Annotated in this window: 17 protein-coding genes; 9 read left to right on the top strand and 8 right to left on the bottom strand. The window is 65.6% G+C overall.

All coding sequences use genetic code 11. From position 1 onward, the window contains the following. The first annotated feature begins 35 nt into the window (after positions 1 to 35). Positions 36 to 560 (top strand): gamma carbonic anhydrase family protein, encoded by a 525-nt coding sequence (locus WKW79_RS12985; RefSeq protein ID WP_340335559.1) that lies wholly within the window; start codon positions 36 to 38, stop codon positions 558 to 560. A gap of 25 nt (positions 561 to 585) precedes the next feature. Then, positions 586 to 1575, top strand: coding sequence for an Hsp33 family molecular chaperone HslO (gene hslO, locus WKW79_RS12990; RefSeq protein ID WP_340335560.1), 990 nt, complete (start codon positions 586 to 588; stop codon positions 1573 to 1575). Between the two features lie 115 nt (positions 1576 to 1690). Here the strand turns inward: hslO and WKW79_RS12995 are convergent, their stop codons facing one another. The 5 genes from WKW79_RS12995 to WKW79_RS13015 are packed head-to-tail and all read right to left on the bottom strand — an operon-like array spanning position 1691 to position 5980. Beyond that, entirely contained in the window at positions 1691 to 2362 is a 672-nt protein-coding gene (locus tag WKW79_RS12995; RefSeq protein WP_340335561.1) for an AAA family ATPase, read from the bottom strand. A gap of 1 nt (position 2363) precedes the next feature. Further along, the gene (gene ftsB, locus WKW79_RS13000) at positions 2364 to 2642 is read right to left on the bottom strand and encodes a cell division protein FtsB (RefSeq protein ID WP_340335562.1); all 279 of its coding nucleotides are present in this window, start codon (positions 2640 to 2642) and stop codon (positions 2364 to 2366) included. Between the two features lie 9 nt (positions 2643 to 2651). After that, a complete protein-coding gene (gene eno, locus WKW79_RS13005; RefSeq protein WP_340335563.1) occupies positions 2652 to 3935 on the bottom strand; it encodes a phosphopyruvate hydratase in 1284 nt (427 codons plus the stop codon). 29 nt (positions 3936 to 3964) lie between these two features. Beyond that, positions 3965 to 4255 carry a DUF1330 domain-containing protein gene (locus WKW79_RS13010; protein ID WP_340335564.1) on the bottom strand — a complete coding sequence of 97 codons (291 nt, stop codon included), beginning with the start codon at positions 4253 to 4255 and terminating at the stop codon, positions 3965 to 3967. A gap of 45 nt (positions 4256 to 4300) precedes the next feature. Next, complete coding sequence (locus WKW79_RS13015; RefSeq protein WP_340335565.1) at positions 4301 to 5980, bottom strand: CTP synthase; 1680 nt, start codon at positions 5978 to 5980, stop codon at positions 4301 to 4303. 103 nt (positions 5981 to 6083) lie between these two features. Here WKW79_RS13015 and coaBC point away from each other — a divergent pair, with 103 nt between their 5' ends. The 4 genes from coaBC (at position 6084) to WKW79_RS13035 (ending at position 8873) form a co-directional block, all read left to right on the top strand. Next, positions 6084 to 7310, top strand: coding sequence for a bifunctional phosphopantothenoylcysteine decarboxylase/phosphopantothenate--cysteine ligase CoaBC (gene coaBC / locus WKW79_RS13020; RefSeq protein ID WP_340335566.1), 1227 nt, complete (start codon positions 6084 to 6086; stop codon positions 7308 to 7310). Then, entirely contained in the window at positions 7307 to 7747 is a 441-nt protein-coding gene (locus tag WKW79_RS13025; RefSeq protein WP_340335567.1) for a hypothetical protein, read from the top strand. The genes coaBC and WKW79_RS13025 overlap by 4 nt, the downstream gene beginning before the upstream one ends. Further along, complete coding sequence (gene dut / locus WKW79_RS13030) at positions 7744 to 8190, top strand: dUTP diphosphatase (RefSeq protein WP_340335568.1); 447 nt, start codon at positions 7744 to 7746, stop codon at positions 8188 to 8190. The genes WKW79_RS13025 and dut overlap by 4 nt, the downstream gene beginning before the upstream one ends. Positions 8191 to 8372: 182 nt before the next feature. Further along, on the top strand, positions 8373 to 8873 hold the full coding sequence (locus WKW79_RS13035) for an outer membrane lipoprotein (RefSeq protein WP_340335569.1): 501 nt from the start codon (positions 8373 to 8375) through the stop codon (positions 8871 to 8873). 7 nt (positions 8874 to 8880) lie between these two features. Here the strand turns inward: WKW79_RS13035 and WKW79_RS13040 are convergent, their stop codons facing one another. Further along, positions 8881 to 9405, bottom strand: coding sequence for an FKBP-type peptidyl-prolyl cis-trans isomerase (locus WKW79_RS13040; RefSeq protein ID WP_340335570.1), 525 nt, complete (start codon positions 9403 to 9405; stop codon positions 8881 to 8883). Positions 9406 to 9420: 15 nt separating this feature from the next. Here WKW79_RS13040 and WKW79_RS13045 point away from each other — a divergent pair, with 15 nt between their 5' ends. The 3 genes from WKW79_RS13045 to WKW79_RS13055 all read left to right on the top strand — a co-directional run bounded on the left by WKW79_RS13045 (position 9421) and on the right by WKW79_RS13055 (position 11498). Next, positions 9421 to 10566: a JmjC domain-containing protein gene (locus WKW79_RS13045; protein ID WP_340335571.1), complete on the top strand. Its 1146-nt coding sequence runs from the start codon at positions 9421 to 9423 to the stop codon at positions 10564 to 10566. Beyond that, entirely contained in the window at positions 10553 to 11062 is a 510-nt protein-coding gene (locus tag WKW79_RS13050; protein ID WP_340335572.1) for a hypothetical protein, read from the top strand. Before WKW79_RS13045 ends, WKW79_RS13050 begins: the two co-directional genes overlap by 14 nt. A gap of 133 nt (positions 11063 to 11195) precedes the next feature. Then, positions 11196 to 11498 (top strand): hypothetical protein, encoded by a 303-nt coding sequence (locus tag WKW79_RS13055; protein ID WP_340335573.1) that lies wholly within the window; start codon positions 11196 to 11198, stop codon positions 11496 to 11498. A 68-nt stretch (positions 11499 to 11566) separates the two neighbouring features. On the opposite strand, the gene WKW79_RS13060 is transcribed toward WKW79_RS13055, so the two are convergent. Together WKW79_RS13060 and bamC are read right to left on the bottom strand one after the other, a co-directional pair. After that, complete coding sequence (locus WKW79_RS13060) at positions 11567 to 12343, bottom strand: MBL fold metallo-hydrolase (RefSeq protein ID WP_340335574.1); 777 nt, start codon at positions 12341 to 12343, stop codon at positions 11567 to 11569. Between the two features lie 28 nt (positions 12344 to 12371). Then, positions 12372 to 13454 carry an outer membrane protein assembly factor BamC gene (gene bamC, locus WKW79_RS13065; protein WP_340335575.1) on the bottom strand — a complete coding sequence of 361 codons (1083 nt, stop codon included), beginning with the start codon at positions 13452 to 13454 and terminating at the stop codon, positions 12372 to 12374. Between the last annotated feature and the right edge of the window lie 65 nt (positions 13455 to 13519).

Raw genomic sequence — 13519 nt, forward strand, 5'->3', positions numbered from 1 at the left:
ACAATTCTAGTTTTTGCCCCCTGGAGACCCCGACGATGGCGATTTATGAACTCGATGGCGTGGCGCCGCAGATTGGCGAAGGCGCCTGGATCGCCGATAGCGCGCAAGTGATCGGCAACGTGAAGCTCGCGGACAACGCCAGCGTCTGGTTCGGCGCTGTGGTTCGCGGTGACACGGAGACGCTGACCATCGGCCGCAATTCGAATGTGCAGGACCTGTCAGTGCTGCATGCCGACATGGGCAGCCCGCTCAACATCGGCGAGAACGTCACCGTCGGCCACCAAGTGATGCTGCATGGCTGCACCATCGGCGACAACTCGCTGATCGGCATCCAGTCGGTGATCTTGAATAACGCGAAGATCGGCCGCAACTGCATCGTCGGCGCCGGCAGCGTGGTGACCGAGGGGAAGGAATTCCCCGACAACTCGCTGATCATCGGCTCGCCCGCCAAGGCGGTTCGCACGCTCGACGACGCGACCGCCGCCAAGCTCCGGCAAAGCGCCGAGCACTATGTACACAATGGCCATCGCTTCGCGAAGGGCCTCAAGAAAATCGCCTGAGCGCCAGGCGATCGAAGGAATGTTTTTGAGCGAGCTCCACAAGTTCTTGTTTGACGGAATGCCCGTGCGCGGGATGATCGTGCGCCTGACGCAGCCCTGGACCGAAATCCTGGCGCGGCGCGCATCGAACTCCACCACCGGCGCCTATCCGCCGCCTGTCGTGGAGCTGCTCGGCGAGATGACGGCGGCGGCCACGCTGATGCAGGCCAACATCAAGTTCAACGGCGCGCTGATCCTGCAAGTCTTCGGCGATGGCCCGGTAAAGATCGCAGTCTCCGAAGTGCAAGCCGACCTGAGCTTGCGCTCGACGGCCAAGGTGATGGGCGACATTCCGGACAACGCGCACCTGTCGGAGATGGTCAACGTGCACGGCAAGGGCCGTTGCGCGATCACGCTCGACCCCAAGGACAAGGTGCCGGGCCAGCAGCCTTATCAGGGCGTGGTGCCGCTGGTGGACGACCACAACCGCAAGTTCGACAAGCTCAGCGACGTGCTTCAGCACTACATGCTCAAGAGCGAACAACTCGACACCACGCTGGTGCTGGCGGCCGACGAGAACGTGGCGGCGGGCCTGCTGATCCAGCGCCTGCCGGTGAAGGGCGAGGCCAATCTGCTGCGCAGCGGCATCGCTGAAGCCCACCAGGACCAGATCGGCCTCAACGAGGACTACAACCGCATCTCGATCCTGGCATCCAGCCTGACGCGCGAAGAGCTGCTGACGCTCGACGTCGACACCATCCTGCATCGCCTGTTCTGGGAAGAGAAGGTGCTGCGATTCGAGCCGCAGGCCGGCCTGCTCGGGCCGCACTTCGCGTGCACTTGCAGCCGCGATCGCGTGGCCGGGATGATCCGCGGCCTCGGCGTCAAGGAGGCGGAGGAGATCCTGGCCGAGCGTGGTGACATCGAGGTGGGCTGCGACTTCTGCGGCAAGCAGTACCGCTTCGATGCGGTCGATGCGGCGCAGATCTTCAAGTCGAAGGGTGACCAGCCGCCGGGGACGGCGGTGGTTCAGTAGGGTGCCTGGATCGACTTCTACGGCTTTGCATTCAATGGCAGAACAAGGCGGAGCGCCAGTGCTGTAGCACGGCAAGGCGATCCAACGCAGTTATGCGGTTGAAGGCGGAGTCGTACTATTGGCGTCCCGCGACAAGGTCGCTGAACAGCCGATGCTCGCAGGAAGGATCGGAGCACTTGTCGCAGGGCCATTGCCACCCTGAAGCGGCGCCACGCCGCACAGATGTTCCCGCAGGGCGCTCGCGGGAAATGAGCGAATTGATCGCGTTCCAGGAACTGGCCAGTCGCTCAACGCCCGTGCCGTGGACCACGGCATAACCGATGCCGGCACCGTTCAGTGCCTTCCGCAACCGTCCATCGAAAGGCTCGCGCACCTGCGGTCCCTCGCGTTGCAGACCATCGTCGACCCAAGGCAGATCGAGCGCCATCAGCAGCGTGATCGTGTAACGGCATTGGGCGTCCACTGCGCCCGGGTAGAGCGAGGCGTCCGCGAACAGCGTGTCGCTGTAGACGGCAATCGACAGCGCCGTGGTATCGGCCACCACGACGCCATTGCGCGCAGCCTCGGCGATGCGCCGCGTCTGTTCGTCGGCGATGGCCCGCTGCTCCTCGCGCTGAGGTGCGCGGCCTTCCCGCACGCACCACTCGCGCAGGTATTCCGGAACCCATGTGCTCGTGATGCCGCGCTGCTGAAGCCGCGTGGCCAACGCCCGCGCGAGTTCCGTCTTGCCGGTGCTCTCGGCGCCCAGCAGCGCGATCACGCTGCCGGCCGGAAGCGAAGGAGTCATGTCACCGCGTGATCTGAACGAACACTTCGTTCGGCTTCACCATGCCGAGCTCCTGCCGCGCGCGTTCCTCGACCATCTCCAGGCCTTCGCGCAGATCGCGCACCTCGGCCGTGAGCCGGTCGTTGACGACGGTCGCCTTGGCGTTGGCCGCCTTCTGGGTCGCGAGCTTGTCTTCGAGCTGGGCCACGCTGCGGATGCTGCCGCGGCCGTTCCACAACTGCCATTGCAAGAGCACCAGCAGCAGCACGAGCACGATGGGAACGACGACGCGGGAGCGCATGGGTTAGGCTCAGCGAAGGTTGTAGAACGCCGAGCGGCCAGGGTAGCTGGCCACGTCGCCGAGGTCTTCCTCGATGCGCAGCAACTGGTTGTACTTGGCGATGCGGTCCGAGCGCGACAGCGAGCCGGTCTTGATCTGGCCGGCGTTGGTGCCCACGGCGATGTCGGCGATGGTCGAGTCTTCGGTCTCGCCCGAGCGATGCGAGATCACGGCGGTGTAGCCGGCGCGCTTGGCCATCTCGATGGCGGCGAAGGTCTCGGTCAGCGTGCCGATCTGGTTGATCTTGATCAGGATCGAGTTGGCGATGCCCTTGTCGATGCCTTCGCGCAGGATCTTGGTATTGGTGACGAACAGGTCGTCGCCCACCAGTTGCACGCGCTTGCTCAGGCGTTCGGTCAGGTGCTTCCAGCCGTCCCAGTCGCCTTCGTGCATGCCGTCCTCGATGCTGATGATCGGGTACTTGTCGACCCAGGTCGCGAGCATGTCGGTCCAGCCTTCGGCGGTCAGCGTGAGGTTCTCGCCCGACAGCACGTACTTGCCGTCCTTGTAGAACTCGCTCGCGGCGCAGTCCAGGCCCAGCGCGATCTGTTCGCCGGCCACGTAGCCGGCCTTGTCGATCGCTTCCAGGATCAGCTGGATCGCGGCTTCATGGCTTTCGACGCTGGGCGCGAAGCCGCCTTCGTCGCCCACCGCCGTGCTGATGCCGCGATCGTGCAGGATCTTCTTCAGCGCATGAAATGTCTCGGCGCCATAGCGCACGGCCTCGCGGAAGCTCTTGGCGCCCACGGGGATGATCATGAACTCCTGCAGGTCCAGGCTGTTGTTGGCATGCGCGCCGCCGTTGATGACGTTCATCATCGGCACGGGCAATTCCATGCCGCCCATGCCGCCGAAGTAGCGGTACAGCGGCAGGCCCGATTCCTCGGCCGCGGCACGCGCCACGGCCATCGACACGGCCAGCGTGGCATTGGCGCCCAGGCGGGCCTTGTTGTCGGTGCCGTCCAGGTCGTTCAGCGTGCGGTCCAGGAAGGCCTGTTCGCTGGCGTCGAGGCCGAGCACGGCTTCGGAGATTTCGGTGTTGATGTTCTCGACGGCCTTCAGCACGCCCTTGCCGAGGTAGCGGCTCTTGTCGCCGTCGCGCAACTCGATCGCCTCGCGCGAGCCGGTCGATGCGCCCGACGGCACGGCCGCACGGCCCATGGTGCCGCTTTCCAGCAGGACGTCGCATTCGACGGTGGGGTTGCCTCGGCTGTCGAGAATCTCGCGGCCAACGATGTCAACGATTGCACTCATTGTTTACCCTTTGTTAGAGAACTTCATTCTTACAGACCTTCGACGGCGATCATGCGCATGATCGCCGCGCCGGCGCGTGCATCGCGCGCCTTCCGGTATTCAGGCGTGTCGTGGAAGGCCTTGGCCTGCTCGAAGCTCGGAAACTTCAGCACGACCACGCGGGTGGGCGCCCAGTCGCCTTCGAGCACCTGGACCTCGCCGCCGCGCACACACACCTCGGCGCCATGCGCTTGCATGGCGATGGTCGACCACTTCTTGTATTCCTCGTACTGCGTCGGGTTGGTGACCTCGACGTAGGCGATGACGTAGCCTGAACTCATGTTGTCTCCGGCCTCACGCCTGGAACCGGTCGAAGCCGCAGGGCTTCATGCCACCACCTTCATCAGCGGCTTGCTGCCTTCGCCCTGCGCCTGGTGCGCCAGCGCGGCCTTGATGAAGGCATTGAACAGCGGGTGGCCGCCCCACGGCGTGGACTTGAACTCGGGGTGGAACTGCACGCCCATGTACCAGGGATGCACTTCCTTCGGCAGCTCGACGATTTCGGTCAGGTGCTCGCGCTGCGTCAGCGCCGAGATCACCAGGCCGGCGTCGCGCAGCTGGTCGAGGTAGTTGACGTTGGCTTCGTAGCGATGGCGATGGCGCTCGGTGACCACGTCGCCGTAGATGCTGTGGGCCAGCGTGCCGGGCGTCACGTCGGAGCTTTGCGCACCGAGGCGCATGGTGCCGCCGAGGTCGGACTTCTCGGTACGGGTCTTGACCGTGCCGTCGTTGTCCTTCCATTCGGTGATCAGCGCGATCACGGGGACGGGGGTGTTGGGCTCGAACTCGGTGCTGTTGGCGTTCTTGAGGCCGGCCACGTTGCGGGCGTACTCGATGGTCGCAACCTGCATGCCCAGGCAGATGCCGAGGTAAGGCACGCCGGATTCGCGCGCGAACTTCGCCGCCGAGATCTTGCCCTCCACGCCGCGCTGGCCAAAGCCGCCCGGCACCAGCACCGCGTCGTACTTGCCCAGGCGCGACACGTCCTGCGGCGTGATGGTCTCGGAGTCGATGTACTCGATCTTCACCTTGGCATGGTTCTTCATGCCGGCATGGCGCAACGCTTCGTTCAGCGACTTGTAGCTGTCCGACAGTTCTACGTACTTGCCGACCATCGCGATGGTGACTTCGTTCTGCGGATGCTCTACCTCGTACACCAGGTCGTCCCAGCGCTTGAGCTTGGCCGGCGGCGTGTTGATGCGCAGCTTGTCGCAGATGAGGCCGTCCAGGCCCTGCTCGTGCAGCATGCGCGGCACCTTGTAGATCGTGTCCACGTCCCACATCGAGATCACGCCCCATTCGGGCACATTCGAGAACAGCGAGATCTTGCTGCGCTCGTCGTCGGGGATCGGGCGGTCGGCGCGGCAGAGCAGGGCGTCGGCTTGGATGCCGATGGCGCGCAGTTCCTTGGCGGTGTGCTGGGTCGGCTTGGTCTTGAGTTCGCCGGCCGCGGCGATCCACGGCACATACGAAAGATGCACAAAGGCCGAGTTGTTCGGGCCCATGCGCAGGCTCATCTGGCGCACGGCCTCGAGAAAAGGCAGCGACTCGATGTCGCCGACCGTGCCGCCGATTTCGACGATGGCCACGTCCACCTCGTGCGAGGTGCCGATGCCGGCGCCGCGCTTGACGTATTCCTGGATCTCGTTGGTGATGTGCGGGATCACCTGCACCGTCTTGCCGAGGTAGTCGCCGCGGCGCTCCTTCTCGAGCACGGTCTTGTAGATCTGGCCGGTGGTGAAGTTGTTGGCGCGCCGCATGCGCGTGTTGATGAAGCGCTCGTAGTGGCCGAGGTCGAGGTCGGTCTCGGCGCCGTCATCGGTGACGAACACCTCGCCATGCTGGAAGGGCGACATCGTGCCGGGGTCGACATTGATGTACGGATCGAGCTTGATGAGGGTGACTTGGAGGCCGCGCGATTCGAGGAGCGCGGCGAGCGAGGCGGAGGCGATTCCCTTGCCGAGGGAAGACACCACACCGCCGGTGACGAAGACAAATTTGGTCATGCCATTACCGGACGCAAAAGTCCGGGCAGTGGGAAATGCAAATTATAGATGCCCGGATTTGGCCGCTCCGGGGCCTGGTGCGGGTCATTACACTTCCGCGCATATGCAAGATCTCGCTGGCAAACACATCGTCCTGGGCCTCACTGGCGGCATCGCCTGCTACAAGTCGGCGGAGCTATGCCGATTGCTCATCAAGTCAGGCGCAACCGTACAGGTCGTCATGACCGAGGCGGCGGAACAGTTCATCACGCCGGTGACCATGCAGGCACTGTCCGGGCGCCCGGTCTATGGCTCGCAATGGGACACGCGCGAGCCGAACAACATGCCGCACATCAACCTGAGCCGCGAGGCCGACGCGATCGTGCTGGCGCCCTGCAGCGCCGATTTCATCGCGCGCCTGGTGCAGGGGCGGGCCGACGAGTTGCTGAGCCTGCTTTGCCTGGCGCGGCCACGTGAAACCGTGCCGCTGCTGCTGGCGCCGGCAATGAACCGCGAGATGTGGTCGCATCCGGCCATGCAGCGTAACCTCGCGCAGGTGCAGGCCGATGGCGCGATTGCACTCGGCGTCGGGACGGGCGACCAGGCCTGCGGCGAGACCGGCGACGGGCGCATGCTGGAGCCGATCCAGTTGCTCGAGGACATCGTCGCCTTCTTCCAGCCCAAGGTGCTGGCCGGGCAGCGCGTGCTGGTGACGGCAGGGCCGACCTTCGAGGCGCTGGACCCGATCCGCGGCATCACCAATCATTCGTCCGGCAAGATGGGGTTCGCGATTGCACGCGCGGCACGCGAGGCGGGCGCCGAGGTGACGCTGATCGCCGGGCCGGTCCATCAAACGACGCCGCGCGGCGTGCGCCGCGTCGACGTGCTGTCGGCGCAGGGCATGCTCGAAAGCACGCTGGGCAATGCGCAGGACGCGACGGTCTTCGTCGCCACCGCGGCCGTTGCCGACTGGCGTCCGGCCTCGCACAGCGAGCAGAAGATCAAGAAGGACGGCAGCGGGCAGCCGCCGGTGCTGCATTTCGTCGAGAACCCCGACATCCTGGCCACCGTGGCCAAGACCCCGCGCGCGCAGAGTGGCGCGCTGTTCTGCGTCGGCTTCGCGGCCGAGAGCGAGAACCTGGTGGCCCATGCCAGCGCCAAGCGTGAACGCAAGGGCATTCCGCTGCTGGTCGGCAACATCGGCCCGCTGACCTTCGGGCAGGACCACAACAGCCTGTTGCTGGTCGATTCAGACGGCGTGCGCGAGCTGCCGCGGGCCACCAAGCTGGCGCTGGCGCGTCAGCTCGTGGCCGAAATCGCCGCGCGACTGCCCGCACGGAGACCGCCATGAACCCGCAATGGAACACGCCGCCCAATGGTGATTTCGCGCGCCTGGTCGAACGGCTGGCGGCGGAGGCGGCCCTGCCCAAGCGGCCCGTGGCCGAGAACGAGCATGTGCTTGACGTCGGCATGGCGCCGTCGGATGCGCCGCAGGCCGGTGTGTCCCATCGGCTGCCGTCCACCATTCCCTCGCCGGGCGCGGTACCGCCGCCCACGGTCGATGAGATCAAGCTGAAGGTGGCCAAGGGCTTCGCCGTGGCGTGGCTGGTGTTGCTGCTCGCGCTGATGGCCGTGGGCGCGCCCGTGCCGGTGCTGACGCTGGTGTTCGTCGGTGGCCTCTGGGCGGCGCACAGCCTGCGTCGGCGCTTCCTGCCGCCGGGCGCGGGCAGCTGGCGCGAATGGCTCGAACAAATTGCAAGACAACAAACGGAAAGACGCAGCAAGTGAAAGTGGACGTACGAATTCTCGATGCGCGCATGGCGGATCAACTCCCCGCCTACGCAACCCCCGGCAGCGCCGGGCTGGACCTGCGCGCATGCCTCGATGCACCGGTGACGCTGGAGCCCAACGGCTGGCAGCTGATCGGCACCGGCATCTCGATCCACCTGGCAGACCCGGGTTATGCGGCGCTGATCCTGCCGCGCTCGGGCCTGGGCCACAAGCACGGCATCGTGCTCGGCAACCTGGTCGGTTTGATCGACAGCGACTACCAGGGTGAGCTCAAGGTGAGCGCCTGGAACCGCAGCAATACCGCTTTCGTGTTGCAACCGATGGAGCGGCTGGCGCAACTCATGATCGTGCCGGTGGTGCAGGCGCAGTTCAATGTGGTGAGCGAGTTCGAAAGATCGGAACGAGGCGAGGGCGGCTACGGGTCGACCGGGAAGCACTGAACCTTGCGGGGCTCGACAAGCTGATCCGCATCGCGGCGGATTGCAACTGGCGAGTAAAGGACGGAACCGTGCATTGGCGGCGCGCTCCTACAAGGGCCGGTCATCTGATCGCGCAGCCGCGCGTTGGATGACTGTTACTGCAGTGTCAGGCCAGACCCAGCCTCTCCATGGAACAGTCCATCATGAAAAAGCTTCCACGAATCCTTTCCGTTACCGCATCGGTCCTGGCAGTTGCCACGTTGACGGCATGCGTCGCGCCCGCGCCCTACACCACGAGCCGCTACCCCTATCAACCGCAGGCGGTCTATCCGGCGCAGCCCGCGCCCTACGCCTATACCGAATACGGCCGCATCGCCAACATCGAGGTGCTGCGCACCGAGCGCCCGGGCACCGGCACAGGTGGTGCTGGCGCCGTGGCAGGTGGCGTGGTCGGCGGTGTCCTGGGCCACCAGATCGGCAGCGGCAACGGACGGACCGCGGCAACCGCCCTTGGCGTTATCGGTGGCGCGCTGCTGGGCAACAGCATCGAAGCCCAGAACAACGGGCCGCGCGTGTACGAGAGCTATCGGGTGTCGATCCAGACCGAGAACGGCGGCTATCGCGCCTTCGATGTGCCGAACCCGGGTGACCTGCGCATCGGCGACCGTGTCCGCATCGACAACGGACAGATCTCGCGGTTCTGACCCGCCTTCAGTGGAGGAGGTCGTTTCCTGGTGCCATCGATGGCACCTTGAAGAAGCCGGTGCCCGCGGTGCCGCGACCAATCTCTTCTTCAGTCGCTTCGCGCACGGAGCGCACCGTGATGTCGAGGCGGATCGCGATGCCGGCCAACGGATGATTGCCATCCAGCACCAGATGCTCCGGGTAGACCTCGCTCACGGTGTAGAGCACGTCGCGCGGCATGTCGGGGTTGGCGCCTGCGGGTAGCGCGGCGCCGTCGAAGGTCATGCCTTCCTCGGTGCCCTCAGGGAACAGCGTACGCGGTTCCAGGAACAGCAACTGGTCGTTGAAGTCGCCGAAGCCCTGTTCCGGTTCGAGTTGCAGTTGAACTCTTGCACCGGGCTCGTGGCCTTGCAGTGCGGCCTCGATCGCGGCGAAGAGATCATCGCCGCCGACGAGAAATTCCACCGGTTCGTCGAGCACGTCCAACACCTCGCCGAGCGTGTCCTTCAGCGTCCAGGTCAGGCCGACCACGCATTGTTCAGAGATTTCCATCGCGATAATTCTCCCATGGAGATCAACAAACCCCTCGCCCTGCTGGGCGGACTGAGCGCCGCGCAGTTCATGCGACGGCATTGGCAGAAGAAGCCGCTGCTGGTGCGGCAGGCCGTGCCGGGCATGAAACCGCCGATCTCCCGTGCCGGCCTGTTCGAACTCGCTGCGCGGGAGGATGTCGAATCGCGCCTCATCCGCCATGCCGACAAGGGGTGGACCTTGCGGCACGGACCCTTTACGCGCCGGGCCATTCCGGCGGCGACGCAAGCCGCTTGGACGCTGCTGGTGCAGGGTGTCGATACGCACGATGACAGCGTTCATGCATTGCTGCGGCAGTTCAGCTTCCTGCCCGATGCGCGGGTCGACGACCTCATGATCAGCTACGCCAGCGACCAGGGCGGCGTGGGTCCGCATTTTGACAGCTACGACGTGTTCCTGTTGCAGGCCGCTGGGCAGCGGCGGTGGTCGATCGGCCGCCAGCGCGACCTGAGCTTGCAGAAGAACGTGCCGCTCAAGATCCTCGAGCATTTCGAGCCGGAGCAGACCTTTGTGCTCGATCCCGGCGACATGCTCTACCTGCCGCCGCGCTACGCGCACGATGGCGTGGCGGTGGGTGGCGACTGCATGACCTGCTCGATCGGCCTGCGCACGCCTGCCGCGGACGAACTGGCTGCCGACCTGCTGGTGCGCATTGCCGAGGCGCAGGCCGATGAACTCGAAGACCCCGATTGCAAGCCGCCGCTGCGCTACCGTGATCCTCAGCAGCCCCCGGTCGAGCAGCCCGCGGAAATGCCTTCGGCGCTGCAGGCATTCGCCAGAGAGGCCGTGCTGGCCGGCCTGCAGCGTGACCCGGATGCGATCGATCGCGCGCTCGGCGAATCGATGACGGAGCCGAAGGCCAAGGTCTGGTTCGAAGCCAGCGAAGCGGAGGACGTGACGCGTGGTGTTGCGCTCGATCGCCGCAGCCGCATGCTCTACGACGCGCGCCATGTCTACATCAACGGGGAGAGCTTCAGGGCCGGAGGCCGCGACGCGACCTTGATGCGTCGACTGGCTGATCGTCGTGCACTCGAACCCGGCGACCTGGCGCGGGCAAGCGACGATGCCCTCGCGTTGCTGGACGACTGGCGCGAAGCCGGATGGCTGCATGCCGCCGGCTGAGGGCGAAATGACCGGCGCGTTGCCCGACGGTCCCTTCGAAGGCCGCGAGGCCTTTCGCTCGTATCTCAAGCTGGCGATGGCGGAGGCTGCGCGGCAGAACTGGCGTGAGATCGTCTTCAGCGACATCGACTTCGAGGACTGGCCGCTCGGTGAGCGTGCGGACATCGAATCGCTGCAGGCCTGGGCCGCGGCCGGTCGCAGCCTGGTGCTGCTGGCCGAGCACTTCAAGGTCTTCGAACGCGAGCATGCACGCTTCGTTCGCTGGCGCCAGACCTGGAGCCACATCATCGATTGCCGGGCCTGCAGGGGCCCCGGGCTGCCAACGGTGCCGAGCGCGATCTGGACGCCGTCCTGGTGCCTGCAACGCATCGATGTCGAACATGCGCGAGGCATGTGCTCGGTGCAACCGGAACGCCGGCGAGCATTGCGCGAAGCCATCGATGAATGCCTGCGCCACGGGCGGCCGGCATTCCCGGCCTTCACGCTGGGGCTCTGAATCGAATGAGTCCTTTGGTTTTCATTTTGTTTCGGAGCCTTGTCAGCCAATGCCGCGAGTTGCCCGGCGCCGCAGCATCCGGTCAGGATGGAGGGCTAGAATTTTTTGCTCCATCCAATTCAAAGGAGACTTCATGAAAAAGACCGTCTTGCTCGCCTCGTTGGCCGCTGTGACAGCACTCAGTGCGTGCGGCAAGAAGGAGGAAGCGGCGCCGGCTGTCGTGACGCCGCCGCCTGTGGTCGTGACGCCGCCGGCACCCCCGCCTGCACCCGCGCCCGCGCCCGCTGCGGAAGCGCCGGCTCCTGCGCCCGCCGCGCCTGCTGCCGAAGCACCTGCCGCTGCGCCTCCAGCCGCAGCACCTGCCGCGGATGCCGCTGCGCCAGCACCCGCTGCGGCCGCCGAGGATCCGAACAAGCCCAAGGACGCACCGAAGTAAGTGCGCCTGCCCTCATGCAAAAGCCACCTGTGAAGGTGGCTTTTTTGTGGGCGGGGCGAAGGTTGAGGTTATGCGTCGAGCCAGGGAAAGCCGGATGCTGCATCGGCGGTGAGCATGTCCTCCTCCGCCGCGCCCAACGCTTCGGCAAGCACCTGTCGCACGATGCCCGGCCGGTTGTTCTGCTCGCTGAGGTGCGCCGCCACCACATGCCGCAAACCGGCATGCAGCACGGTACGTGCGATGTCAGCGGCCGCGGTATTCGACAGGTGCCCATAGTTGCCGCCGACCCGATGCTTGAGGAAGTCGGGATAGCTCGACTGCGCAAGCATCTCGCTGTCATGGTTGCATTCGAGCAGCAGTGCGTCGAGCCCGGCCAGTTGCGCGAGCACATACGGCGTGGCATGGCCCAGGTCGGTCAGCACGCCGAGACGACGGGCGCCATCGGTGCAGACCAGTTGGAGCGGCTCGCGTGCGTCGTGCGGGACGGTGAAGGGATGCAGCGAAAGTTCGCCGATGCTGATGGCACTGCCATCGCGGGCCAGGTTCAGCAGGCCTTCGAAGTCGCGTCCTCCGGTGGCGAGCCAGGTGCCCTCGCTCATCCACACCGGGATGCGGTGGCGACGTGCCAGCATGTGCGCGCAGCCGATGTGGTCGCCATGCTCGTGCGTGACGAAGACGGCATCGATCTGGTCAATGCCCAGCCCGGCGGTGGCCAGGCGTGTCGTCAGTTGCTTGAGCCCGAAGCCGCAATCCACCAGCAGGCGGGTGGTGCGGCCTGCGCTGGTCGCTTCTACCAGCGTGGCGTTGCCGGTGCTGCCGCTACCGAGGCTTCGAAAACGGAGCATGGATGGCAGCAGGCGGCCGGGCGTCGCCTTACTTCAGGTCGTCGGCGATGACCTTGACGATGCGCTGTGCATTCGCCGAGGTCTCGGGCGCGCCCTTGTCGTTGAGCACCGCCACGGTCGTGGCTTCGCCCTGGCTCTTGACCTGGATGCGGTACTTGATCGGTGGGTCCGACTTGCCGGCCTGGCCCAGCGTGAGCATGCGGGCGATGAAGCCCGGGTCCTTGTTGGCATTCGGCGGCACGTAGCGCACGAAGTAGGTGCCTGCGGCGCGGTCGCGGTCTTCCACGGTGAAGCCGGTGCGGTCCAGTGCGAGGCCGACGCGGCGCCATGCGCGTTCGAAGCCTTCGTTGATCTGCACCACGGGCTGGCCGTCCACCGTGGCGACCTTGGAGGTCTGCACCACCGGGCCGGCTGCCACCAGGGCCTTCGACTGTTCTTGCGACACGCCGAGCTTGACCATCAGGCGGCGCAGGAATTCGGCTTCCAGGTCCGGGTCGGGCTTGCGCGGTTGCCAGATGGTCTGGTCCTTGCGCGCGGTGCTGTAGACCTCTTCCATGCCGCGATGGGTGATGTAGATCTCGGTGCCGTTGGGCGTGCGTTCCATGCGCGTGCGGAAGCGGTCGAGTTCGCCGGTGGAGTAGACCGAGTCCATCAGCTTGCCGACGGTGCCGCGGATGATGTCCTGCGGCAGCTTGCCGCGGTTCTCGGCCCAGTCGGTTTCCATGATGCCGAGATTGCGCTGGTCGGTGGTCAGCAGGAAGCCGCTCTCCTGCCAGAAGTCGCGCACCGGCTCCCACAACTGGTCGGCGGGGCGGTTGACGACGATCCAGCGTTCGTTGCCGGCGCGTTCCATGCGCACGTCGCCGATGCTCGACACCGCGGTCGGCAAGGCCGGCGCGTTGGCGATGCCGGCCTGGTACGAGTTGGCCGAGACCGGCGCGCCGGGGAGGGCGTAGCGGTTGTCGCGCGAGAGTTGGGTCAGGTCGGGCGGGACTTCGAGGGTCGGGGCCTTGCCGGCGCTCTTGTAGTCGATCTTGTCAGGCTCGAAAGCCGAGCAGGCCGCAAGGCTCGTGACGAGTCCGAGCAATGCAAGTCGCGAAATGGTGTTCAACGTCGTCTTCCTTCTGGATATCGCAATTCAATGGACGCATGCGGCGCCGCAGGTTGTGAGTGGCA

Origin of the sequence: Variovorax robiniae (assembly GCF_037889955.1) — a bacterium.
Taxonomy (GTDB): Bacteria; Pseudomonadota; Gammaproteobacteria; order Burkholderiales; family Burkholderiaceae_C; genus Variovorax; species Variovorax robiniae.